Below are 23,421 nucleotides of genomic sequence, written 5' to 3'. Positions count from 1 at the left end.
TTTGACACGACATTCGGAACCGTTGAGTGCCAGATCCGTTTCACCCCCCGTACGGGTTGATGGCGCTCAGGACAAACAAGCCTACGTGTCTTGTGGCTTAAGGAGTAAACAACAATGCAAACCAATCTCAAATTCGCGCCGCTCGCGGTTGCGCTCGGGCTCTTCGCCCTCAGCGGTACCGCTTTTGCTGCCGATGTCGTCTCGGAAGAACCCCCGGCACCGGCCCCGATCGCCGAGCTCCCCGTCGCTTCCTGGGCCGGCCCGTATGCCGGTCTCAGCGCCGGCTACGGCTTCAGCGGTCATGCCAAAGTCCACGACGGCGGCCCCGACATCAAGACCAAGGGCTTTGTCGGCGGGGTTTTCGGCGGCTACCAGTGGCAGCAGGAAAACTTCGTGTACGGTGCTGAAGCCGATCTCGGCTACAACGGCGTCAAGGGTGACAGCGGCGGCGTCAATTCCAAGGGCGGCTTCGAAGGCTCGCTGCGCGCCCGTCTGGGTTACGCCGTGACCCCGGAAATCCTGCTCTACGGCACCGGCGGCGGCGCCCTGAAGAACCAGAAGGTCTCGACCCCCTTGGGTAGCGACAGCAACACCATGCTCGGCTGGACGGCCGGCGTCGGCACCGACATCAAGATCACCGACAATGTGTTCGGCCGTGTCGAGTACCGCTACACCGACTTCGGTTCCAAGAGCTTCGACAGTGTCGGCACCAAGGTCAAAGAGAGCGACAACCGCGTCACCTTCGGCGTCGGTATGAAGTTCTAACTGTCGTTCAAGCCACGACACAAGAAAGCCGGGCCTCGCGCCCGGCTTTTTTTGTTTCGCCCGTCAGGCCGGCACAGCCACCTTCAGCCCCGGAAACTTCTCATCGAAACGCGCTGCCCAGCGGGTCAGGCGGCCCCGGCCCTTTTCCCATTTGCCGGCGAAGCGCAGAGAGAGGTAGCCGAGGCAGGCACGCAACGCCAACTGGCCAAGCGTGATCTTCTTCGGCAGCTTCGGCGGATTGGCGTTGAGGAAATCGAGTGCGGCGGTGATCTTGGTCCACTGGCGATCGAGCCAGGGTTGATAGACCATCTCCTCCGGACGCGTGCGCCGCTCATAGACCATCGACAGCGCGCAGTCGCATATGCCGTCGGCCAGCGCCTCCAGCACTTCGGCCTCGAGGCGCTTGTCGGCATTGCGCGGCAACAACAGGCTCTTCGAAGCGCGGTTGAGATGCTGGGTGATGGCGCGGCTGTCGTGGATCGAGCGGCCGTCGTCGAGCACCAGCACCGGAATCTTGCCGAGAGGATTGGCTGACATCAGTTCAGCAGGCTTGTCCTCGGTCTTGACCGGCACCAGCTCGACGGCAATGCCGGCATGGAGTGCTGCCATGCGCACCTTGGAACTGTAGGGGGATGAGGACGCGTAGAGGAGCTTCGGCATGATCGGTTTCCTGTTTTCGGACGGCCAGTGCATGTCGCTCAAAAATGCGGTTCCGGTCTTGAGAACGACGCGCGTAAAACAAAGGTCTAGAGCGCGTCGCCTGAACCCCATCGGATGCGACCGCCTTAGTGTTGGCCGATCTTCCCTGAGGGGCAACTGCCAGAAGGGCAAAACCAGGCGGCCAATCCGCCGACAATGAAGTCGCCAATGCATGTCGCATAGAATTGGCGTCGATTGCGAGAGAACGACGTGGATCAAAACGAGACCTAAATCACAACAAAAAAGCTCCCGGGAATCTGCCAGTCGGCAAAGTTCCCGGGAGCTTTGAGATGGTCCGCTGTTACTTCTTCTTGGCGGCTGGCTTCTTGGCGGGTGCAGCCTTCTTCACAGCTGCCGTCGACTTGGCGGCGGCGGCCTTCATCGGAGCCTTGGCGGCGGGTTTTGCCGCTGCCTTGGCTGCCGGCTTCTTGGCGGCGGGCTTGGCTGCTGCCTTCGCAGCAGGCTTCGCCACAGCCTTGGCGGCCGGCTTCTTGGCGGCGGGTTTCGCTGCTGCCTTGGCGGCGGGTTTTGCTACTGCCTTAGCTGCCGGCTTTGCCGCTGCCTTGGCGGCCGGCTTTGCCGCTGCCTTCGGTGCTGCCTTCTTTACTGCTGCAGGTTTAGCGGCAGCTTTCGGTGCCGCTTTCTTTGCCGGCGCTTTCGCCGCCGGCGCCTTCGTCGTGGTCTTTGCCATGCGATGCCCCTTGCGTTTGTGCCGATGGCCGTGAGTGACCCGGCGAGCTAATGCATATCTGACTCGTGCGTATCTAGCCAGCGAAGCATTACATAGAATTTCTCAGAGTAAGTTTCGGTTACGCTGAGAGCATGATCGCAATGATCGGCACAGAAATCGGCAAAGAATCTTCCCGCTTCGCAGCGAACTGTTGCGAGAGAAATCTCTGATATCGCGACTCACACGATCTTCTCGTCAAGCTCACATTCTCTTGCAACGCCGTCGATCTCACGCGGTCATCGGCGGCCTATCGGATGGCAACAATCATCGCACCGCAGAGGCTGATCTTGCTTCATCCCAACGGTTGCAGGAACAGCACTAAACTAGACGCGAGCTTTTTACTCGTATATCGAAAGTGGTTGGATGGAAGCCAGGAAGACAGCACTTGAAGGGACAGCCTGTTGTGTCGGACGTTTCCCAGACGAGAAGGGAGATCGCCAGCTTCGGCGCAAGAGATGCCCAACGGAAATGGGAAACGAAAGATCAGGTGAATCCTCCTCCCGGGAAGCCGCGATCCCTTGGAAGCCAAGGGGTGCAGGCCCTAAGCGCCAACCCGCTCGCGCACCTGCAGCCGGCGCGAAGGCTCGGCGTGGTGGAGGTGGACGGCAAACGTATCCCACGGCGGCGCAATGCCAATCCGCATCAGGATCCGCCCGATCTCGCCGCGGTGATAGCCGCCATGCGTGACGACATGTGTCAGCATTTCCTGGAGTGACATCATCGTCCTGTCGCCGTCGGTGAAGGTGAAAGGCACAGGCTCTGGCATGAGCTTTGGCGAGACGGCTTCGATATAGTCGAGATACCAACGATCCATCGCAGCGACATCAGCGCTCAATTCATCGAGTGCCGGTGTGTCCTCGGTGTTTTCGGACGCATTAGCCATGACGCGTGCCGGAAAGATGCGCGGCGAATATCTTCGATACGACGAGGTTGTGGTTGATGAGACGGGTCGCTGTGTGACGCTGATCGACATGCTCCTGCTGGTCGAGGCCCGCAAGCTTCTCCAGCAATTCACCATTCGCCCAGGCTTGATAAACGAAGAGGCTGCGGAGCAAATCCAGCGCGTCCATGGTCTGTATCCTTTGCAAGAAATGTGAGTATGTTGTCTATATTCTTGGCTGCTGGAGCAGACATGTCTACTCGCATTGCAAAGCCGCGCTCACGCATGCGCAAGCAGCCGCGCCAGGCGCGTTCGAGAGCGACGGTCGAGGCGCTCATCGAAGCCGGTGCTCATGTTCTGAGCGCGCTCGGCTGGGCCGGCTTCACCACCAACAAGGTGGCCGATGCGGCCGGCGTCAGCATCGGCTCGCTCTATCAATATTTTCCCGACAAGCTGTCGCTGGTCGAAGCAATTCGCCGGCGACATTTCGATCAGGTGCTGTCGGTGATCGCCGAATCAGCAGAAGGCGACAAGCCGCTCAAGCGATTCGCGCAGGAGCTGGTGCGCGGCATGATCGATGCGCACCGCATCCATCCGACGCTGCATCAGGTGCTGCTCGACGAGGCGCCGGGCGATCGCGGCTCACGCGCCGCCCATGCCTCGTTCCAGTCGCGCTATCTGGATCACTACACGGCGGCGGTGGCGCAATATCGCAGGCGCAGAAAGGACAATGAGACCGTGGCCCGGGTGCTGTCCTCAGCGGTCGAGGGCGTCATCCACAATGCCGCGCGGCGAGACATGCTCGACGCGCCGGAACTGCAGAAGCAGTTGGTCGAGCTGATCTGCGCTTACGTATCTGGTGGGAAGGCGGTGTGAGGCAGCGGCAGCAGTTCGGAGATTGGCGAATCCGGAGCGACATCAGATCTCCCCCTTGCGGGGAGATGGCAGGTTCAACGGCGGTTCTTATCCGACCTTAGCGCAGGATGCGGCAGCGGCCGTTGTAGACCATCCAGCGGTCGAAGCCTGAGACGCAGAATTCGACATTGTCGCCGATCGAGGCAAAACCCTGGCCTTCCTCGATCAAGTACCAGATGGTGCGGGCGCGGCCATCGGAAAGGCTGACGGTGGCGCCGCAATAGCGGCGGCCGATCGGCCATTCTTCGCTGGCCGGGAGATAGCGATGCTGGTGGATGCGTTGAAAATCGGTGATCGAAACATCCGGCAGATGCGGCACGTGATGCACCTGGTAGGAGAAGCGGCTGGAGATCTTGCTTAGCACCCATGCCTCGCCGCAAACGCCGCTGTCCTCGTCGGAATAGACGGAAAGGTCGGCGGCCTGTGCTGGCTGGCCAAGGGGTGCGGCCAGCGGCGTGCAAAGCGAAATCAGGGCAGCAAGAGCGGATTTGGCAAAGCGAGTCATGGCAGCCTCTCAAAGGTCGACTGCGCCCACTTTGCGGATTCGGCGGCGCGCGGTCAAGCGGTCGCGCTGACGATGGTTTCCCGCTCCGCAACCGGTTTTGCCGGTGCGAAGCTGTGAAACCACGTTCTGAGCCTTTGAAAAAGCTCGCCTTGCCCATTTAGGAAGCGGCCTGCCATGGCCGGCGGGGCGCCGAAACCCGGTTCAGCTTTGCTTGGCGTCGCCCTGCGGTACGGCGGCCGGGTCCATCCACATCGCTTCCCAGACGTGGCCGTCAGGATCGGCCAGGCCGCGATTGTACATGAAGCCATAGTCCTGCTGGGCGTTGATGTCGGCGGCGCCGCCATTTTTAGCCGCCGCCTCATTCATCGCATCGACCGCCGCGCGGCTGTCGCAGGACACGGCAAGCATGACCTCGCTCGAGGTGGCCGGTGGGATGGGGCGATCGGTGAACTGACGCCATTTGGCATGGGTGAGCAGCATGACGTTGATCGTTTCGCTCAGCACCATGCAGGCTGCGGTGTCGTCGGTGAAGTGCGGGTTGTTGTCGAAACCGAGAGCTTTGTAGAAGGCCATCGACGCAGCGAGGTCGGCGACGGGCAGGTTGACGAAGATCATACGGGGCATAGGGTCTCTCCTTGACAGTACACAGTTGAAACCGGACCGGCGTTTCGCCGGACCATCCTCCGATGCCTTCTCTCAACGCACCGGTTTTGCTTTGCCGCGCAGCCTCTCGGTCTATGCCTTCTGCATCGCTTCGACCTCTTAGATGAAGCCGAGCAAAAACTGCATCTCGGCCGCCGAATATTCTCCAGCAATGCGGCGCCCGCCTCGAGGATCGGATGGTAGCAGCGCCGGACGAGTTCCTCGGTCTTCTTGCCCGCCGCGACCATGACCTTGCGCCTGTCATCGGGATCCGGCTGACGGCTGACGAAGCCGCGCTTTTCCAGCCGGTCGATCAACGTCGTGACCGCCGCCGGCGTGAGATTTGTCTCCCTCGCTACGAGGTTTTCCGGCCCCGCCGGCCGTGATTGATCGCACCGAGACAGCGGCGCTCGGCAGCGCTCAGCACATAGATTTCGGCGACGGTCCCATCGAACGTTTCGACGGCATCCTGCCAGCGCGACATCGCGAAGCCTATCGCGTTAACCAGTTCCTCTTCTGTCGATCTTGGCTTCGATTCGAAATCTAATAATTAGATATCTATCTATCTGATTCTGGGATTAGCGTCAACGCCGAGCCGATTAGATGTGCATCTCCATGGTTTCGGTTCGTTGAACACAGCTGAGCATTCGCGGATGGCGCCCACCGTCAAAACCTCTAGCGACTTTGTGTCTTTGCCGCGGGCGTCGCCCGCTGCGAAGCGTCGCTACTCCCCGGCCAGCCATTCCAGCGACCAGTGCGCCGGCTTTTCGACCGCCAGCAATCTGTGCAGGACCGGCAGCACGATGCGCAGTTCGCGCTCCAGCGTGAAGGGCGGGTTGACCACCACCATGCCGCTGCCGTCGAGGCTTGGTTCACGCGATGCCGGCCGGATCTCGAACTCGATGTCGAGCAACTTTGGGACGCCGGATTGCTTGAGCGCCTTGCGGAAGGCGATGATCGCTTTGCGATCCTTGATCGGATACCACAGCGCGTAGATGCCACCCGGCCAGCGCCTGTGCGCTTTCTGCATGCCGTCGACCAGGCGGTCGAATTCGCCGGCTTCCTCGAACGGCGGATCGATCAGCACCAGGCCGCGCTTTTCCTTCGGCGGCAGATGCGCGCCAAGCGCCAGCCAGCCGTCGAGTTCGATCACCCTTGTCTGGAAATCGCCGGCAAACAGCGTCTTCAGCCTGGCAGCATCTGCCTCGTGCAGTTCGATCGCCGACAACCGGTCCTGCTTTCGCATGAGGTGCCTGGCGATCAATGGCGAGCCCGGATATCTCTTCACCCCGCCATCGGGATTGAGCGAACGCACCGCTTCAAGATAGGGGGCAAGCAGCGCGGCCGCCGATTTTTCGATCGGGGCGTCGATGAGGCGGCCGATGCCGCCTTGCCATTCACCGGTCTTTTGCGCTTCCGCCGACGACAGATCGTAGCGGCCAATGCCGGCATGAGTGTCGACGACACGGAACGCCTTGTCCTTCTGCTTCAGATAGTCGAGCAGAAGGCTGAGCACGACATGCTTGACGACGTCGGCGAAATTGCCGGCGTGATAGGCGTGACGGTAGTTCATGCCGCGCTCATGTCGAGGAGCCTCTGCCCCAACGCGGCGGTGGCGGCTTCGAGTTCGGGTTCTCCGGCCGGCGACCGCCAAAAGCCAGAGCAAGCAGGAAGCCGATCAGGCCGACGGCCATCAGCCCGTAGCCGACCGGCCGTGCGCGTTGATCGATCTCACCGGCGCCGGAGCGCAGTATCAGATCCACTGCGCGTATCGGGATATCGTCGGCGTCGCCCGGGCCGGCGGTGAAGAGATAGGCGCCGGGACTGACGGTTTCTATCACGCCGGCCTCGTCGCGAAAGATCTTGTCGGGCAGTTGCGGGCTGACCTGGCGCGGATTGTCGGCGTGGTTGAATTGCAGCGTCGAGGCAAGCACCGTGCGGCCGGCTGTGGCGGCAGTCAGCGTCAGCACGGTGCGCTGCTGCGAGACAATGCGCTCGGCCTTTGCCGTCAGGTCGACCAGCACTCTGACCGGCGCGTCGCCAGCTTTCAGCGTCACCGTCACAGGCCTAAACCGTCCCTGGTCGTAGACGCGCCAGGCGCCGATCTCGTGGCCGGAGAAATTGCTCATGGCCCAGGGATAGACGAAGCCAATGGCGGCGCCGGCAAGCAGTATCAAGACAAACAGAAGGCGCATTGAGGAGATCCGGGTGTTCGACAGATTGCCAATAACGCCCTGAAGGCCAAAAAGCGATGGCTGACGCAGCGGAGCCACCTTTGTGGAGTCCGTTGGCGGCACGCAAGCCATGTGGCACTTATGGCGAATGAAGCCTTCCGCAGAAGCATCGACTTGTCTTTTCCAACCGATGCCGGTGGCTCATGCCCAATAGCACCGTGCTGATCACCGGTGCCCGCGCGCCGGTGGCGCTGCACCTGGCGCGGCTATTGCATGGCGCCGGTCGCCGGGTGATCTTGGCCGACAGCCCGGCCCGGCCGATCGCCGCAGCGAGCACGGCCTGCGCCGCCTACCATCGCCTGCCGCCGCCGCGCTTTGCCGCCGACGCCTATGCCAAGGCGGTGGAAGCGCTTGTCCGCGCGGAAGGCATCGAACTCGTTGTCCCGACCTGCGAGGAAGTCTTTTATCTCGGTCGTCTCTGGCAGCACCGCGCCATGCCGGCCCGCCTCTTCGCACCCGAGATGGCGATGCTCGCCCGCGTTCACGACAAGCATGCCTTCATCCGGCTGGCGCAGAGCCTTGGGCTCGACGTGCCGGAAACGATACTGCTGCAAAGCGAGGCCGATCTCGACGGCGTTCGTGGCCAATCGCGCGAATTGGTGTTCAAACCTGTGTGGTCACGTTTTGCCCGTGACGTACTGCTGCGGCCATCGCCGGACGAACTCGACGCCGTCCGCCCCTCGCCCGCCGCTCCTTGGGTGGCGCAGCGCTACATCGCCGGTGAAGAGATCAGCGCCTATGCGGTGGCGATCGAGGGTGAACTCAAAGCGCTGGCGCTCTACCGTTCGCTCTATCGCGCCGGCAAGGGCGCCGGCATCTGTTTCGAGCCGGTCGAGGATATCGCGGCGCGGCGCTTCGTCGAAACCTTCGTCGCCGGCGCCGGCTGGAACGGCCAGATCTCCTTCGACCTGATGCGCGAGAATAACGGCACGGTGCTGCCACTGGAGTGCAATCCGCGCGCCGTGAGCGGCCTGCACTTCTTTCGTGCTCCGCGGCGCTTCGCCGACGCGGTCCTGGAGGATGGCGCCGAGGTGAAGCCCGACGTGACGGCGCCGCAGACGGTGAGGCTGGCGATGTGGATCTACGGGCTGCCGGCGGCACTGCGCTCCGGTGGTCTCGGCCGCTTCCGTCAGGCGATGCGCGAGTCTGATGAGTTGCTCGCCTGGCCGGGCGACCCCGCGCCGAAGCGGGCGCAATGGCGCACTCTGGCCGAGATCGCCGGCACAGCACTGCGCCAGCGCATCAGCCTTCAGGCTGCGTCGACGCGCGATATCGAGTGGAATGGGCCGGAGCAGGACTAGTCGAGTTGAAGCGGAACTTCCCGTTTTCAGCTGAGTGCGTAAGTCCTGCTAAGGTTGCCTAAACGGGATTAACTGGCTTTGCGGACAATTGCAGGCCAAGCGCCTTGGTTACGCCCAGCAATGTACTGAGGCGCGGATCGCCCTTTTCGCTCAGCGCCTTGTAGAGTGCCTCTCGGGTCACGCCGGCGTCCTTCGCTATGCTTGTCATGCCGCGGGCGCGCGCGACAATGCCGAGGGCGTGCGCAATATAAGTCGCGTCCCCGGTCTCGAACGCATCAGCGAGCAGTTCGGCTTGAGACTCAGCATCATCAAGATATTCGGCGGCGTCGAATGGTGTGGTTCTGAGGGTCATATCAAACTTCCTTTGCCATTTTCCTGGCTTTTCCGATGTCCTTGTCCTGCGAGCCTTTGTCACCGCCGCAGAGCAGGATAATGACCGTGTTGCCGCGCCGGACGAAGTACACGCGGTATCCCGGACCGTAATCTACGCGCAATTCTCCTATGCCATCGAAGAACTTGGCGTCTCCCAACAGCCCAGCCTGAACGCGGACAATCCGTTGGGTGATCTTCTTTACGGCGCGAATGTCCGTGAGCCCTCTGAGCCATTTTCGGAATTCGTCAGTGGATCGAACTTCGATCATCCGTGAACTATAATTTACAGCAGAACTGGAATCAAGTGCCGTGAACTTTAGATTACAGCTCGATTTGGTGCACCCGCGGCTCTGCCGCCGCCGGTGGCATCTTGCCGTCGATGATCGCCGCTATGTCGCGGCGCAGGAAATCCAGCGGGCCGATCGCCGGCTGAACCTGCGGCGATATACGGGCGTTGTCGCTGGCCGATTTCAGCACACGGCGATCCTGCTGCAGGGCAAAGGCAAAGAGCGGCCGGAAAGCAAGCGCCTTGAGTTCGCCGAACAGGCCCTGTCGCGGGCCGATCAGCCAGCCGACGCCTTCGACGGTCCGTTCGTCCGCCTGACGCAAATGGAAAGTGGTCGCCAGCGCCAAGCCGCCCTTGCCCCAATATTCGAGTTCGACGATGCCGGGATGGCGGTAGCGGCCGATGGTCCTGGCGCGCTCGCCTTCCAGCAGCCGGCTGACCAGCCCCTGTTGGCGGTCCTCGCCGGTGTAGCAGCTTTCGACCCAGCCCTTGCCGCCGGTCACCTCGACGCGCACGAGATGGCGCTTTGCGGTCAGGCCGCGCAGCACACCCTTGTGGGTGAAGTGGGTGTGAGTGGCGTCGAGAATGTTCTCGGCGGCGTCGAGCACCGTCGATCGCGCCGAGCTTCGCACCCGCTTCACGACGACATCCTTGCCTTGCATGCAATGGAGATAGGGCTCGCCCTCAGGCGTGCCTGCCGAGACGAAGACGACGCCGTCGCGCTCGATCGCGCTGTAGCGGCGGACACGGTAATGCGGGACGTCGCCGACATGGCCGGGAATGGCGGTGCAGCGCCCTTCCCCATTGTAGCGCCAGCCATGATAGGGACATTCGATCTCGCCACCGACGACCTTGCCGGTCGAGAGTTCGACCTGGCGGTGAGCGCAGCGGTCGAAGAGGGCTGCAATCCCCTGCGCCGAGCGGAACAGCACCAGCGGCGTGCCATCGAACAGGATGCGCTTCGGCTTGCCTTTGATATCGACTGACCGCACTACCGCCTGCCAATAGTCTTTGTCTTTTTGCTGCCGGGCTTCGCTCAAAGTTCAAATCTCCTAAGCAGAGGGATGCCGATCTTCGCGAGCACAGATTCCATGATACGCACTGCAGCGCGCTGGCGGCGCCGAAGATGGCCGGCATAGACGGCGTTGTACTCCACTGTTGCCACGGCGCCGCGCAAGCGTTTGAAGGCGGCGGCACCGGCGCTCATGTTGAAGAACAGGCCGTGCACCATCGCATGATCCTGAGCCAGCGCCATCATCATGCGGTAAAGGCCTTCGCTCACCGGGAGGCCGGTGTCGTAGCCGACGATGGGCTGCGTCAGTGTCCTGCCGTTCTGAGACAAAGCGGCGACGGCGACCAGTTCACCGCCGGGACGACGCAGGCCTGCCAGTTGCAGGATGCCGCGACGGTGCGTCTCGCCGATATAGCGGGCGGTGTAGTGCGGGTTGAGCGGCGTGTATTTGTCGAGATAGAGCATCCGGTAGAGCGCTTCGGCGCGCGCATAGTCGGCCTCGGTGAAGTCGCCATTGCCGACCCGCTCGAACGGCGTCGTGCGCAGCCGCTTGCGGTCGCGCTTCATGTCGTTGGTCATGACCGAACCGCGGCCGGCGAAGATGTAGATTTGCCGCGCCGCCAGCATTCGAAAACCCTCCGCCTTCAGCGCTGCGATTGTCGAGGGATCGGCGATCTCGTTCAGGGAGCGGATGAGAACAGCGCGATCGGGAAAACGCGCCGTGAGATCGTCGCGGATCGCAGCGACCGCGTTGCGATCGAGCAGCGGCACCGGATTGGTCGAATAGAGCCAGTTGTTGACCTGAACCTGATGGTCGAGGCCGCTCATCCTGACCAGCGGCGCGCACAGGCCAATCAACATGCGGATCGCTCTTTGCAGCATGGGCGACGAGACGAAATTGCGGGTCTCGTCGATGGCGTAGTCGATATAGGCGCTGGACGGGCAGCAGACATAGCAGTTCGGCGCCTCGCTTCTGTCGTTCAGCGTCAGTGGAAAGAAGCGGCCAGCGATCTCGAGGGCCTCGACGGCGACCGTCAGATTTCGCACGAGGTCGCGCACCGGCACCTCGTTGAATAGCTGAACGAAGGCTTCGACCTCACGCGGGTTGTTTTCAACCTGGTCCAGTTGAGCGACTGGCAATGCGGCAGGCCGATTCACGTCCTCATCCCCAGTCGGCATTCTACACGGCGCAGTTTACGGCTGGTCTCCAGCGGCAGGCTCTTGCGCAGGAGGCTGACTCTCACCGTCGCCTGGCGCGCGGCCAGTAGCGTTCGCACGGCTGCATGCGCGGCAGTGGCGGCTTCGTCGGCGAGCTCGGGCGCAAGGCTAAGTTCGATGACGTCGGCAGCGGTCTGGACCAGGCGGAAATCGTCGATGCGCCGGTCGGCCTTGAGCACCGCATTGCGTAGTATGTCGGGCGTGACGAGGAGCTGCCCGTGCGGCGAGGCGAGCCGGAAAGCGTCGTCCATGCGGCCGACGATCTCGTCCAGCGTGCGCAGCGGCGAGCCGCAGCGGCATGGCTTTTCGGACAGCCGCAGCAGATCGTTCATCCGGTAGCGCGCCATGATCTGGGTCCGGCGGCGAAAGGCGGTGATCAGCGGCATGACCAGGCCGTCGCCGGCCGGTTCGAACTCGAAGAACACCGAATCCTCGGCCAGATGCAGCCCGCCCTGGGGGCAGGTGACGGCGAACAGCCCTTCCGTCGCCATGTAGATCTGGTCGAGCTGACGACCAAAGAATGCCTGGATGACCGGCCGGTCAACCGGGTCGAGCGTTTCGGCGGCGCTGAAGACACGCTGCGGCTTGAGCCTAAAGCCCTCGGCCGCGAAGTGCCGCAGCATCTTCGGCGGCGCGATGATCACCGTCGGCGCGAAACCTTCGAGAGCGCCGCGCCAGCTCTCCGGACCGCGCGTCAGATCGAAGAAGCGCAGGTCGATACGCCGCGATTTGCGCGCGCTATCGTAGAGCCCGGTGTTTTGCGGCAGGATCACCGCAACGCGCTGCCGGCGCCAGAGCAGATCGGGCACTGCTTTGGCCAGGATGGTGCCCAGCCAGCGGTATTTTTCCGCTTCGGAAATGATGAACAGGCCACGATTGCCCGACGTGCCGGTGCTGGCGCCGACTGTCAGTTCACCAATGCGGCCATCGCCTGCCTGCGCCTTCCAGGCCTCGGCGGCCGAGACGCCGCGGATGTTGAAGCGCTCGAAATTGCCCATCAGCGTCGCCTTGTCGGTCACCGGCAGATCGCCGAGATGACGCGGCGTCTTGCCGTAGAACGGCGCGCGCGGCAGGTCGCGGTCGAGAAAGCGGCGCAAGGCATGACCTTGCCAGCGTTCGAAATTCTCACGGCTCTTGCGCGAGAGCCATTGCGTCAACACAAACGAACGGGCCGCTTCCGTCGGCCCGTTCATGCGCTCTCTCCGGCAAGATCGTAGGCCGTCACCGCCGGATCATGACAAAGAACAACCTCGCCGCCGGTCGCCAGAAACCGGCGCAACATTACGCTGGTCGGCTCGATCGCGGCGGCATCCTCGGCCAGCAGGGTTGCCGGCAGACCGGGAGTTCGGTTTTCGACAAGGGCCGCGAACAACCATTGCGCGTCGACGGCGTAGAGCAGCGGCCGCTCCAGATTTGGGAACGAAAGGCCGAACTGGCCATCGGCATGGCCGGGCAGATCGACTGCGATGACGCTGCCGTCGCCGAACAGATCGGCGCCGCCTGGCACGCCGCCGCGAGGTTCGATCCGCCGCTTCGACGACAGCCCGTCGAGCCGGCTCTCGAAATCGGGCGGGAACAGTTCCTTGAAGACGCCATGGCGCAGATTCTGCCGGGAAGTCTTGGCCTTCGCCCGCGCCCAGGCGGTGTCATTGGCGATAAGCCGAGCGTTGGGAAACAGCGACAGGCCCGACATGTGGTCGGCATGGAAATGCGTGACAATGACGGTGCGCACATCCTGCAAAGACAGGCCGAAGCGCGCCAGTACCGCGAGCGGCTGCTCGGCTTCGTTGAGCTGGGGCCGGAGGATCGCACTGTAAAGACGCAGCGCCGTGCTGCGCTCGCTGCCTTGTGTCACATGCGGCGTGTAGCCGGTATCGATCAGTACGGGGCCGGCCTGCGGATGCATGATCAGGCCGTAGCGGACACGTAGCCTGACCTTCGCCCAGCTGCCGCCGCGCAGGATCAGGCGCTCGGCTACGCTGACAGAGGCGCTGTTGGCGAAGACGATCTTCACGCAGCCTCCCTGCTTTCCGTCGCCTTGCCGAATGTGCGATCGAGCCCTTCCTCGAACGACACTTTCGGCGCCCAGCCGAGGATGCGGCCTGCCTTGGAAAGATCGAGGCTCTGCGCATAGGCGAACAGGCCAAGACCGTAGCGCGTCACCGGCGGTTCCGGGCGGCCGGGCAATATATTCGCTACCGTCTCCGCTATCCCGGCCGCCAGCATGGCGGGCCAGAGCGGCATTCTGCGCCAGCGCGGCTGCACGCCGGCGCGGGCGCAGGCCGCCTCGGCAATGCGGCGGACCGGCACCACTTCGCCGCCGGAGACGTTGAATATCTGTCCCTCGGCAGCGCTGCCAGCGGAGAGCGCGGCAAGCACGGCATCGACGACATCCTCTACATAAGTGAGATCGATGCGCGCCTTGCCGTCGCGAAACAGCGGCAGCGGGCGCTGCCGTGCCACCTGCAGCAGGCGCGGCAGCAGCGTGCGGTCGCCGGGACCGTAGAGGCCGCGCGGCCGCAGCACCACCGGGCTGATCTCAGGCGCCGCCAGCACGATCTCCTCGGCCTGCCGCTTGGTGCGGGCATAGTGGTTGACCGGAGGGGGCAAGGCCGCATTCTCGGAAACTCCGAGCTGGTCGCGATAGGCGAAACAGACCGTCGGGCTGGAGATATGGACGAAGCGGCGCACGCCTTGCCCGCGCGCGAAATCGCTGAGGTTGCGGGTAGCTGTGACATTTGCCGTCTGGAAATCCGCCAACCTGCCGAAGGGCGCGGAAAGTGCCGCGCAGTGGATGATCGCATCGACGCCGTCGAGAGCGCGCGCGGCAGCTGCATCGAATGGTTGAGACAAATCGAGCCGAACGACCCGATGACCAGCGGCTTCGAGCGCCGCGCAGCGTTTGGCGTCCCTGCCAAGACCCAGCGCCGGTGTACCCAGTGCAGCCAGCCGCGCCATGACATGCGCGCCGAGGAAGCCGCTGGCGCCGGTGACGAGGACGCGTCCCACGGTCATGCTTCCAGCGCCATGCCGCCGAACGACACGCCGGCCGAGGTGCCGAGGAACAGCACTTTGGCGCCGGGCACAATGCGTTGTTCGCGGCGCGCGACGTCGAGCGCAAAGGGGATGGAAGCGGCGATCTGATTGCCGTAGCGCGCCGCGATGTCGACGAGCTTTTCCCTGGCGAAGCCGGTCTGGCGCGCCATGTGGGCGAGCGCGAAAGGGCTTGCCTGATGCGGCACGACGAGGTCGACATCGTCGTGCCGCCAGCCGGCGCGATCGAGCAACTCCGCTACAAAGCCGTTGAAATGGCGTGACGTGACGCGAAACAGTTCCTTACCCTCCATGTGGAACAGGCTGTGGCGGGCGAATTCCTCAGGCTCACGATGAAAGTCGAACCGGGTGCCGCCGGAGCCGATGCTGCAGGCCTCATAGGCGGAAGGGTAGGTGCGCATCAGGTTGGCCGCGACTCGACCCTCGGCAGGGGCTGCCTGTTGCAGCACGGCGGCCGCCGCGCCATCGCCGAAGAGGGCCGCAATTTCCGGCTGGTCCTGCCACGGCAGCGCGCGCGAGGCGATTTCAGACGAGAACACCAGCGCCGTCCGGCATTGCCCGGCCTCGATCAGGCGCGACGCGGTCTCGAAGGCTGTGAGGAAGCCCAGGCAGGTGCTGTTGACGTCGAAAGCGGCCGCCGACCCATCGGCAAGGCCGAGGCGCTGCATGACCAGCGGCGCCGTCGACGGCAACGGCTGGTAAGGCACGCCGCAACCGCCGATGACCAGATCGACACTGCCTGCCTCAAGTTCGGCATCGGCAAGCGCCAGACGGGCTGCGGCACAAGCAAGGTCGACCTGCGATTCGGCGTCGCAGACATAGCGTTCGATGACGCCGGTCGCGGCCTCGAAATGTCCATCGCCAAACCCCAGCCGCGCATCGAGGGCGCGCGACGTCACGCATCGAGCCGGCACGGCCCGCCCGGTTCCGATGATCCTGATCCGCATTCTCAGCCCGCCCAATGAGCCTGCATCCAGTCAATCCATAAAACGGATCCAATGTGATGGCCATCATCAAGACGAATGCGTGGGAACTATGGAGCCTTCAGTGGATTGCGGCTAGAATCTCTCGCAAGTATAAAGACCCGTACGGGGCGATTATGGCCAGATCTTTTTTCCGCTTTATTTCTTCAATTTTTGGCGCGTCCGACGCCAGACAGGAAGGAAAAGCCGAGGCCAACAGAGCCAATACAGGGGGCTTGATCAGAGCCGAATGGCCCCATGACTATCAGTTCCTCTTTATCGAACCACCTGCGAACGAAGTCGCGGAAGCGTTGGACGGCTGGAAGTGGATCGGACTGGATGGCCTTGAACCAGCTGCGGTGTCAGCTTTCGGCGACATATTTTTCCGTGCCGGCGACGGGTCGGTTCGTCATCTCGATATGCTCGACGGGAAATTGACCAGAATTGCGGGTCATTGGGCGGAATTTCAGGCCGACTTGCAGAATGAAGGGCGCCGCGACGAGTTGCTGCTGGCGGGCCTTGTCGTTGCCGCCCGAAAGAACCGACTGATTCCGGCAGCCGGCCAATGCTATGATTTCAAGAAGCCGCCGGTGCTTGGCGGCGAAATGAGTCTGCGAGAGATGGAAACGACGTTTTTCGTTGTGAAGGTGCATATCGCCGGCCAAATCCATCGGCAGGTGAAAGATCTCCCGCAGGGCGCGAAGATAAACAAGGTTACGATCAGCGACCGATAACGCGACTTACGCCTTGCGCTCCCAGCGACGGTCGGGCGTCTGCTGCCAGTAGGTGACAGCGTGGCCCGCTTCTTTCAACACCTTCCAATGCGTCCGCGCCCCTTCGACCTGGGCCGCGTCATGGCCGTCGAACAGGAACACGGCGCGTTCGTAGCCGGCGAGATCGGCGGGTGCGGCGCCATCGACGAGGAAGCGTATCTGCGCCTGGTTGGGGTTGGCGTCGCTCGTGGTGAGCAGGATTGGCTGTTCGGCCGGATGGGCTTCACGGTCGGTCGCGTGCGCGAGGAACGAATCGTCCCTGAATGTCCACAGATGCAGGTCGAGCGCATCGCGCCGCTCCTCGGTCCCTGTCTGCACCACGGCGCGCCAGCCGCGATCGACGCTGCGCTCGAGCAGGCCGGGAAGCGCATCCTCCAGCGTCGATTCGGTCAGGTGGTAGAACAGGACATCGGCCATTCCCTGCCTTATCCCTCGTAATTGTCGCGCACCAGCCGGTCGAGCAGCCTGACGCCGAAACCCGAGCCCCAGGACTGGTTGATCTCGCTCGGCGGAGAGCCCATCGCGGTGCCGGCGATGTCGAGATGCGCCCACGGCGTTTCCTTGACGAAGCGCTGCAGGAACTGCGCGGCGATGATGGCGCCGCCATAGCGGCCGCCGATGTTCTTCATGTCGGCGTTCTTGGAATCGATCAGCTTGTCGTATTCGGGCCCAAGCGGCATGCGCCACAGCCGCTCCTGACTCGCCTGGCCGGCCGCCGTCAACCTGTCCGAAAGTTCGTCATTGTTGGAGAACAGGCCGGCATAATGCTGGCCGAGCGCGACCATGATGGCGCCGGTCAGCGTCGCCAGATTGACCATGAATTTCGGCTGGAAGCGGTCGTTGCAATACCACAGCGCGTCGGCCAGAACGAGGCGTCCTTCGGCATCGGTGTTGAGCACCTCGATGGTCTGACCCGACATCGAGGTGACGATGTCGCCGGGGCGCTGGGCATGGCCGTCGACGGCATTTTCCACCAGCCCGACGATGCCGACGACATTGGCCTTGGCCTTTCGCGCGGCCAGCGCCTGGATGAGCCCGATGACGGCCGCGGCACCGCCCATGTCGCCCTTCATGTCTTCCATGCCGGAGGCCGGCTTCATAGAATTGCCGCCGGTGTCGAAGGTGACGCCCTTGCCGACGAAGGCGACCGGTGCGTCCTTGGCCTTGCCGCCCTTCCATTGCATGACAGCCATCCGGGCGCCGCGCGGCGAACCCTGCGCGACACCGAGGAGCGAGCCCATGCCGAGCTTCTTCATTTCCTTCTCGGTGAGGATCTCGACCTCGACGCCGAGCGCTTCCAGTTCCTTGGCGCGGGCGGCGAATTCGATCGGGCCGAGCGTATTGGCCGGTTCGTTGACAAGGTCGCGCGCCAGAAGCACGCCGTCGATGACCGCAACCTCGTCGGCGAAGGCCTTTTTCGCCGCGGCAGGATCGGCGGTGTGGATGGTCACCTTGACCGGTTTCTTCGGCTCGGCATCGTCCTTGTCTTTCCTGGTCTTGTATTTGTCGAAGGAGTAGCTGCGAAGAATGATGCCGGCGGCAAGGTTCGCCGCTTGCCTGCCGCCAATCTTTGCGCCCGGCACATCGAGGATGACGGCCACCTCCGCTGCCTTGCGCAGGGACGCGGCGATGGTGCCGCCAAGCTTCAGCCAGGCAAAGTCATCGAGGCCGGCGACCTTGCCGGCGCCGACCGCCACCAGTCGGTCGAGCGATGTTCCCTGCGGCGCCAGCACTTCGACGACACCGGCGAATTTTCCGGAAAACTCCGCCACCGGAAACGCCCGCGCCAGCGTTCCTGAGGGGTCGCAGGCCTTTGCCGGTTCGCCAAGACCACCATCGTCGGCCGCCAGCACGATGATGCTGCCCTTTTTGGGTGCGGCAAATTTGGCGAAGGCGATCAATGGTCTCAAAGTCATCAGGTCCTGCTTTCGGGAAACGGCTCAGATTTTCAGGAAAAATGCATTCTCAGGGAAGATGCGCGACATTTGGTCGTTTTCCTTGATTTGGCAAGACTTTGCCGGAATCAGGGCTCATATGCGCAGCGGAATCGATAACGATTCGTCGCGGCACGGCTCCGCTTTCCTGCCGCAACCTTTTGTTAACCATTGATGTTCTCCCTTTCTTATTCATTGCCGCCGACACTCCGGCCTGCGGAACGGGCGATGTGGGACGGAGAATCGGATCGAACCGCCTGAAAGAAATGGCCAAACGCACCCAGTTGTACAGCCGCAGCCGGACGACTACCTTGTCGGCGGGCATGATGCCGTTCGGCAATCGAGAAAAGCCTTACATGAAGGTCGTTGAACGCTACATCATGCGTCGCGCACTGGCGGTGTTTCTCGCTGCGCTGATCTGGACGCTGGCCATTGTCTGGACGACGCAGGTGCTTGCCCGCATCGACCTGGTCACCGACAGTGGCCAATCGGCGCTCACTTTTTTCGAGGTCGCGGGCCTCATCATCCCCACCATCATCCCGATCGTGGTGCCATTCGCCCTGGTGGTGGCGGTGGCCCAGACGCTCAGCGTCATGAACTCCGATTCGGAATTGGCCGTCATCAACGCCGCCGGCGCCTCGCGCTGGACGATTGTGCGGCCGGTCCTGCTGATCGCGCTGGCGGCCAGCGTCTTTTCCTTCGCGGTCGACAATGGCGTCGAACCCTATGCCAGGCAGAAGAACCGCCAGCTGATAGCATCCTCGCGCGCCGATCTCTTGTCGCTGATCATCCAGGAAGGCACGTTCCGCAAGATCGACGACGGGCTGTTCCTGCAGATAGGCGAGCGGCTGCCGGACAACCGGCTCGGCGGCATCTTCGTGGCCGATTCGCGCGAGGAAGGCGCCAATCTGATCTATTATGCCAAGAGCGGCAGCGTCGTCGAAAAGGGTGACGAGAAGGTGCTGATGATGAATGACGGCGTCATTCATCGCAAGACGCTGACCGGCGACCTGTCGGTCATTCGCTTCACGTCCTACGCCTTCGACCTTTCCGCCTTCATGTCGGCGGCGAACGATATCATGCTCCTGCCCAAGGACCGAACGACGCAATACCTGCTCAACCCGGATCCGAACGACAAGATCTTCCAGCGCAGGCCCGGCGCCTACAAGGCCGAGCTCGACCAGCGCTTTTCCGAATGGTCCTATTCGCTGGTGTTCGCGCTGATCGCGCTGGCCGTGGCAGGCGATGCGCGCTCACACCGCGAGGCGCGCATCCACCCGCTGATCACAGCCATCGCCATTGCGCTGTTCGTGCGCTGGCTGGGCTTCTTTGCCGCCGGCAAGGCCGACAAGATCCCGCAATACGCCTATATGGTCTATGGCGTGCCGGTCATCGCCTCGGCGGTCGCCATCTGGTTCATCGTCACCTCGCGAAGCATGGAACTGCCCGGCAGCTGGGCCGACTGGATGACGAATTTCGCCGGCCGCGTCAGCGATGGCTGGACGGCGCTCAAGCTGCGCCTCAATCGGCGCTACACATCCGGCCAGGGAGCCTGACGATGGGCTGGACCCTGGGCCGCTACTTCTTCTTTCGCTACGTGTCGATCACGATCTGGTTCTTCATCGGCCTTCTGGCGCTGGTGTTCCTGATCGACTTCACCGAGCTGTCCGGCCGCATCACCGGCCTGCCGGGCTTCACCTACGGCACGGCGGTCGCCATCTCGGCGCTGAGGATGCCGATGATCATGCTGCAGACGGTGCCGTTCGTCGGCCTGTTCTCGGCGATGGCGACGCTGGTCTCGCTCAACCGAAAATACGAGCTGGTGATTGCGCGCTCGGCCGGAGTGTCGGCCTGGCAGTTTCTGTTGCCCTGCTGCATCGGTGCGCTGTTATTCGGCATATTGTCGGTCGGCGTGCTCAATCCGATCGCCGCGCATGGCTTCTCATGGTCGGAGCAGATGGAAAACCAGCTGCGATCCGGCAATTCGAACGCGGTGGCGGCCGATGCCACGCCGTGGATCCGCCAGAAAACCAACTCCGGCGATACCATCATCGGCGCCCGCGCCATCCTGAACCAGGGCCTGGAAATGGCCGACACCGTGTTCTTCGTCCTCGATCCGCAGGGCAATATCGTCGAGCGCAAGGACGCCGCCCGGGCCTTTCTGCGCGACGGCTACTGGGAATTGCAGGACGTCAAGGTGTTCAAGGACGGCAACATCCGTTCCGAAACGACCGACCAGTTGCCGACCAACCTCAAGCCGGAATTCGTGCAGGAACGGCTGGCGCGCCCCGAAACCATCCCGTTTTACGACCTTCCCGGCAAGATTGAGGTTGCCCGCTCCTTCGGCCTCAAGGCAAATGCCTTCGCCATGCAGTTCGATTCGCTGGTGGCGTTACCGTTCCTGCTTGTGGCCATGACGCTGATTGCGGCAACAGTTTCAATGCGATTTGCGAGGATGGGGCAGTCGGCAACGATGATTCTGGGTGGCGTCCTCGCCGGCTTTCTGCTTTATGTCGTTTCGGTATTGGTCAAGGCATTCGGCGTTGCGGGATTCGTGCCCACAGCCGTGGCTGCATGGGTTCCGGTTGTCGTGGCTATGTTCTTTGGGGTGACATTCCTGCTATACAAGGAAGACGGCTAGTGAGGGAGGCGGCTTTGCGCAGCCATAGGCAGGCCGGTTTGGCGCGCCTCTATTCGGCGAGCGCCTTGGCATGCCTGCTCGCCTGCGGCGTGCTGACGGGCCCTGCGCTGGCGCAGGACGTTACCGACGTGGCAACGAAGGTTCCTTCCGGCTCCCAGATGCTGCTGGCGGCAGACACGCTCGTCTATAACAATGACAACCAGACGGTCACCGCCATCGGCGGCGTCCAGATCGACTATGGCGGCAACAAGCTCGTCGCCCAGCGCGTCGTCTATGATCGAAACACCAAGCGGCTGGTTGCCAGCGGCAATGTCGAGATCGTCAACAGCGACGGCACCAAGATCAACTCGCAGCATATCGATATTACCGACGATTTCGCTGACGGTTTCGTCAATGCGCTGCGCGTCGAAACGCCCGAAAAAGCCTATTTCGCCGCCGAAAGCGCCGAGCGCATGGGCGGCGTGCTGACGACGTTCCACAACGGCGTCTATACGGCCTGCGAGCCTTGCGAAGACAAGCCGGACAAGGCGCCGACCTGGCGGATCAAAGCAAGGAAGATCATCTGGAACGGCGAAAAGAAGACGGTTCGCTTCGAGAATGCGAATTTCGAATTCTTCGGTTTCCCGCTGGCTTACCTGCCGGCGTTCGAGATCGCCGACCCGACGGTCAAGCGCAAAAGCGGTTTCCTGATCCCCAGCATCGGCTACAACAACCGTCTCGGCGTCGGCGTCAAAGTCCCCTACTATTTTGCCCTGTCGCCGACCTACGACCTCACCGTTACCGGCAGCGGCTACACCAAGCAGGGTTTCCTCGGCGAGGCCGAGTGGCGCCAGCGCTTCAACAATGGCCAGTACACGCTGAAGCTTGCCGGAATCAACCAGCAGGACCCAGGCGCTTTCCGCGATTTCTCGGCTTTCCCGTTAACGGACGGCCACAATGTCAATTCGGGGCCGGAAGGCGATCCGAACAAATTTCGCGGCATGATGGGCACCAAAGGCCAGTTCGCCATCAATCCGCGCTGGGACTTCGGCTGGGACATCCTGCTGCAGACCGACAAGAATTTCTCGCGTACCTATACGATCGAAGGCTACAACGACGCCGTGCATCAATCGTCGGTCTACCTGACCGGCCTCAACGGCCGCAATTATTTCGACGTGCGCGCCATGCGCTTCCAGGTTCAGGAAAATACGCCCGACAGCAATCCCTTCGCGCGCAGTGACAAGCAGCCCTGGGTGCTGCCCTCGCTCGATTACGCATATATACCCGACGTGTCGGTGGCCGGTGGCCAGCTGTCGTTGAACGTCAACGTGCGTGTCATCCGCCGCGACGACCTCGATCAGGCCTTTTTCCTCCCCCCCGATCCGCCGGGCGTTCAGCGCGTGCGCGGCATCGAGGGCGAATCTGGGCGCCTCACCGCCGAAACCGAATGGAAGCGCACCTTCACCACCGATGGCGGACTGCAGCTGACGCCGCTTCTGGCTTTGCAAGGTGACGTCGACTATCTCAACGCCTCCTCCGGCTCGCTCGCCGCCATCAATCAGATGGCTACCGATCCGCGAATTAATGCCTCCGACGACATGCGGTCCTCCTTCGCCCGGTACATGGCGACCGCCGGACTTGAAATGCGCTGGCCGGTGCTGTTTTCGATGGCCGGCTCCAGCCATATCGTCGAGCCGATGGCGCAGGTCTTCATGCGCCCGAACGAGCAGTATGTCGGCGGGCTCGCCGTTCCCAACGAGGACGCACAGAGCTTCGTCTTCGATGCCACGACGCTCTTCGAGCGCGACAAGTTCTCCGGCTACGACCGGGTCGAAGGCGGCAGCCGCGCCAATGTCGGGTTCCGCTATTCGGGCGCCTATGACAATGGCTGGGGCACCAACGCCATCTTTGGCCAATCCTACCAGCTGGGCGGGCGCAACTCGTTCGATTCACCGGATCTGGTCAATGCGGGCGCCGATTCCGGCCTGGAGACTTCAACCTCCGACTATGTCGGCCTTGTCGGCTTCAGCAGCCCGAGCGGCTTCTCCGGTTCGCTCAGCGGCCGCTTCGACGAGCAGACCTTCGAAGTTCGCCGTGCCGAGGTGAAGGCCGCCTATTCCGGGCTGCCGGTTTCGCTGAGCGCCAAATACGCCTTTATCCAGGCGCAGCCGCTCTATGGTTTCACCACCGACCGCCACGAAGTCACGCTCGGCGCCTCGACACACCTGGCCGAAAACTGGCGCGTCTTCGGCACCGGCACCTACGACCTGCAACAAAGCGTGCTGGTCAAGGACGGCGTCGGCTTTGCCTACAATGATTCCTGCTTCACCTACCTGATGACGTACTCGGAATCACGCGACATCAACACCAAGGAAGTGTCGCAGAATGTCGGCTTCAACCTGTCGTTCCGCACGCTCGGCGATTTCGGCTCGTCCCAAAGCTCGATCGACTCCATCCAGTAGAGCCGGCTGACGACATCGTTTTGCCGCATAAAGCGGGCACGGATTTCGCCAATATCG

General features: G+C 62.7%; 27 protein-coding genes. 7 read left to right on the top strand and 20 right to left on the bottom strand.

Annotated features, from left to right (window positions below):
* Positions 1-114: 114 nt before the first annotated feature.
* Complete coding sequence (locus tag NKI88_RS07640; protein ID WP_352538094.1) at positions 115-765, top strand: outer membrane protein; 651 nt, start codon at positions 115-117, stop codon at positions 763-765.
* A gap of 63 nt (positions 766-828) precedes the next feature.
* Here the strand turns inward: NKI88_RS07640 and NKI88_RS07635 are convergent, their stop codons facing one another.
* The 4 genes from NKI88_RS07635 to NKI88_RS07620 all read right to left on the bottom strand — a co-directional run bounded on the left by NKI88_RS07635 (position 829) and on the right by NKI88_RS07620 (position 3,264).
* Positions 829-1,425, bottom strand: coding sequence for a glutathione S-transferase family protein (locus NKI88_RS07635; protein WP_023689091.1), 597 nt, complete (start codon positions 1,423-1,425; stop codon positions 829-831).
* Between the two features lie 340 nt (positions 1,426-1,765).
* Positions 1,766-2,155 (bottom strand): hypothetical protein, encoded by a 390-nt coding sequence (locus NKI88_RS07630; RefSeq protein WP_023673454.1) that lies wholly within the window; start codon positions 2,153-2,155, stop codon positions 1,766-1,768.
* Between the two features lie 580 nt (positions 2,156-2,735).
* Positions 2,736-3,077, bottom strand: a complete 342-nt coding sequence (locus NKI88_RS07625) for a DinB family protein (RefSeq protein ID WP_352654461.1) — start codon at positions 3,075-3,077, stop codon at positions 2,736-2,738.
* The gene (locus NKI88_RS07620) at positions 3,070-3,264 is read right to left on the bottom strand and encodes a hypothetical protein (RefSeq protein WP_352654459.1); all 195 of its coding nucleotides are present in this window, start codon (positions 3,262-3,264) and stop codon (positions 3,070-3,072) included. Before NKI88_RS07620 ends, NKI88_RS07625 begins: the two co-directional genes overlap by 8 nt.
* Before the next feature lie 62 nt (positions 3,265-3,326).
* Between NKI88_RS07620 and NKI88_RS07615 the strand changes: the two genes are divergently transcribed.
* Positions 3,327-3,950: a TetR/AcrR family transcriptional regulator gene (locus tag NKI88_RS07615; RefSeq protein ID WP_502909435.1), complete on the top strand. Its 624-nt coding sequence runs from the start codon at positions 3,327-3,329 to the stop codon at positions 3,948-3,950.
* Positions 3,951-4,047: 97 nt separating this feature from the next.
* On the opposite strand, the gene NKI88_RS07610 is transcribed toward NKI88_RS07615, so the two are convergent.
* The 5 genes from NKI88_RS07610 to NKI88_RS07590 form a co-directional block, all read right to left on the bottom strand.
* Entirely contained in the window at positions 4,048-4,494 is a 447-nt protein-coding gene (locus NKI88_RS07610) for a hypothetical protein (protein WP_352654457.1), read from the bottom strand.
* A gap of 201 nt (positions 4,495-4,695) precedes the next feature.
* Positions 4,696-5,118: a VOC family protein gene (locus NKI88_RS07605; protein ID WP_352654455.1), complete on the bottom strand. Its 423-nt coding sequence runs from the start codon at positions 5,116-5,118 to the stop codon at positions 4,696-4,698.
* The gene (locus NKI88_RS07600; protein WP_352654529.1) at positions 5,106-5,540 is read right to left on the bottom strand and encodes a MarR family transcriptional regulator; all 435 of its coding nucleotides are present in this window, start codon (positions 5,538-5,540) and stop codon (positions 5,106-5,108) included. The genes NKI88_RS07605 and NKI88_RS07600 overlap by 13 nt, the downstream gene beginning before the upstream one ends.
* Before the next feature lie 320 nt (positions 5,541-5,860).
* On the bottom strand, positions 5,861-6,709 hold the full coding sequence (locus NKI88_RS07595; RefSeq protein WP_352654453.1) for a 23S rRNA (adenine(2030)-N(6))-methyltransferase RlmJ: 849 nt from the start codon (positions 6,707-6,709) through the stop codon (positions 5,861-5,863).
* Between the two features lie 7 nt (positions 6,710-6,716).
* Positions 6,717-7,331 (bottom strand): hypothetical protein, encoded by a 615-nt coding sequence (locus NKI88_RS07590; RefSeq protein WP_352654451.1) that lies wholly within the window; start codon positions 7,329-7,331, stop codon positions 6,717-6,719.
* Between the two features lie 182 nt (positions 7,332-7,513).
* On the opposite strand from NKI88_RS07590, the gene NKI88_RS07585 reads away from it, so the two are divergent.
* The gene (locus NKI88_RS07585) at positions 7,514-8,671 is read left to right on the top strand and encodes an ATP-grasp domain-containing protein (protein ID WP_352654449.1); all 1,158 of its coding nucleotides are present in this window, start codon (positions 7,514-7,516) and stop codon (positions 8,669-8,671) included.
* A gap of 58 nt (positions 8,672-8,729) precedes the next feature.
* On the opposite strand, the gene NKI88_RS07580 is transcribed toward NKI88_RS07585, so the two are convergent.
* Genes NKI88_RS07580 through NKI88_RS07545 form a run of 8 tightly spaced genes read right to left on the bottom strand, consistent with a single transcriptional unit; the run spans position 8,730 to position 15,512 of the window.
* Complete coding sequence (locus NKI88_RS07580) at positions 8,730-9,023, bottom strand: addiction module antidote protein (protein ID WP_023672747.1); 294 nt, start codon at positions 9,021-9,023, stop codon at positions 8,730-8,732.
* A gap of 1 nt (position 9,024) precedes the next feature.
* On the bottom strand, positions 9,025-9,312 hold the full coding sequence (locus NKI88_RS07575; RefSeq protein WP_352654447.1) for a type II toxin-antitoxin system RelE/ParE family toxin: 288 nt from the start codon (positions 9,310-9,312) through the stop codon (positions 9,025-9,027).
* A gap of 52 nt (positions 9,313-9,364) precedes the next feature.
* Positions 9,365-10,321, bottom strand: a complete 957-nt coding sequence (locus tag NKI88_RS07570) for a Rieske 2Fe-2S domain-containing protein (RefSeq protein WP_352654445.1) — start codon at positions 10,319-10,321, stop codon at positions 9,365-9,367.
* Positions 10,322-10,365: 44 nt separating this feature from the next.
* Positions 10,366-11,499, bottom strand: coding sequence for a GNAT family N-acetyltransferase (locus NKI88_RS07565; protein ID WP_352652636.1), 1,134 nt, complete (start codon positions 11,497-11,499; stop codon positions 10,366-10,368).
* Positions 11,496-12,752 (bottom strand): F390 synthetase-related protein, encoded by a 1,257-nt coding sequence (locus NKI88_RS07560; RefSeq protein ID WP_023685700.1) that lies wholly within the window; start codon positions 12,750-12,752, stop codon positions 11,496-11,498. The genes NKI88_RS07565 and NKI88_RS07560 overlap by 4 nt, the downstream gene beginning before the upstream one ends.
* Positions 12,749-13,573 (bottom strand): MBL fold metallo-hydrolase, encoded by an 825-nt coding sequence (locus tag NKI88_RS07555; protein WP_352654442.1) that lies wholly within the window; start codon positions 13,571-13,573, stop codon positions 12,749-12,751. Before NKI88_RS07555 ends, NKI88_RS07560 begins: the two co-directional genes overlap by 4 nt.
* Positions 13,570-14,574, bottom strand: coding sequence for an NAD-dependent epimerase/dehydratase family protein (locus tag NKI88_RS07550; RefSeq protein ID WP_352654440.1), 1,005 nt, complete (start codon positions 14,572-14,574; stop codon positions 13,570-13,572). Before NKI88_RS07550 ends, NKI88_RS07555 begins: the two co-directional genes overlap by 4 nt.
* Positions 14,571-15,512, bottom strand: coding sequence for a 3-oxoacyl-[acyl-carrier-protein] synthase III C-terminal domain-containing protein (locus tag NKI88_RS07545; protein ID WP_352497168.1), 942 nt, complete (start codon positions 15,510-15,512; stop codon positions 14,571-14,573). The genes NKI88_RS07550 and NKI88_RS07545 overlap by 4 nt, the downstream gene beginning before the upstream one ends.
* 104 nt (positions 15,513-15,616) lie before the next feature.
* On the opposite strand from NKI88_RS07545, the gene NKI88_RS07540 reads away from it, so the two are divergent.
* Positions 15,617-16,309, top strand: coding sequence for a T6SS immunity protein Tdi1 domain-containing protein (locus NKI88_RS07540; RefSeq protein WP_352654438.1), 693 nt, complete (start codon positions 15,617-15,619; stop codon positions 16,307-16,309).
* Between the two features lie 6 nt (positions 16,310-16,315).
* Here NKI88_RS07540 and NKI88_RS07535 read toward each other — a convergent pair whose 3' ends face one another.
* Genes NKI88_RS07535 through NKI88_RS07525 form a run of 3 tightly spaced genes read right to left on the bottom strand, consistent with a single transcriptional unit; the run spans position 16,316 to position 18,607 of the window.
* Entirely contained in the window at positions 16,316-16,765 is a 450-nt protein-coding gene (locus tag NKI88_RS07535; protein ID WP_023672739.1) for a DNA polymerase III subunit chi, read from the bottom strand.
* A gap of 8 nt (positions 16,766-16,773) precedes the next feature.
* On the bottom strand, positions 16,774-18,264 hold the full coding sequence (locus NKI88_RS07530; protein WP_023695590.1) for a leucyl aminopeptidase: 1,491 nt from the start codon (positions 18,262-18,264) through the stop codon (positions 16,774-16,776).
* 49 nt (positions 18,265-18,313) lie between these two features.
* Positions 18,314-18,607, bottom strand: coding sequence for a hypothetical protein (locus NKI88_RS07525; RefSeq protein WP_155921583.1), 294 nt, complete (start codon positions 18,605-18,607; stop codon positions 18,314-18,316).
* A 31-nt stretch (positions 18,608-18,638) separates the two neighbouring features.
* Here NKI88_RS07525 and lptF point away from each other — a divergent pair, with 31 nt between their 5' ends.
* The 3 genes from lptF to NKI88_RS07510 are packed head-to-tail and all read left to right on the top strand — an operon-like array spanning position 18,639 to position 23,364.
* A complete protein-coding gene (gene lptF, locus NKI88_RS07520; protein ID WP_023672737.1) occupies positions 18,639-19,838 on the top strand; it encodes an LPS export ABC transporter permease LptF in 1,200 nt (399 codons plus the stop codon).
* 2 nt (positions 19,839-19,840) lie between these two features.
* Positions 19,841-20,923 carry an LPS export ABC transporter permease LptG gene (lptG, locus tag NKI88_RS07515; protein ID WP_023695591.1) on the top strand — a complete coding sequence of 361 codons (1,083 nt, stop codon included), beginning with the start codon at positions 19,841-19,843 and terminating at the stop codon, positions 20,921-20,923.
* On the top strand, positions 20,923-23,364 hold the full coding sequence (locus NKI88_RS07510) for an LPS-assembly protein LptD (protein ID WP_352654435.1): 2,442 nt from the start codon (positions 20,923-20,925) through the stop codon (positions 23,362-23,364). Before lptG ends, NKI88_RS07510 begins: the two co-directional genes overlap by 1 nt.
* Positions 23,365-23,421 lie beyond the last annotated feature (57 nt).

This window comes from Mesorhizobium sp. M0317, assembly GCF_040321555.1.
GTDB lineage: Bacteria > Pseudomonadota > Alphaproteobacteria > Rhizobiales > Rhizobiaceae > Mesorhizobium.
The sequence above is the reverse complement of the archived record's forward strand: the minus strand, read 5'-3'. Positions and strand labels throughout refer to the sequence as shown.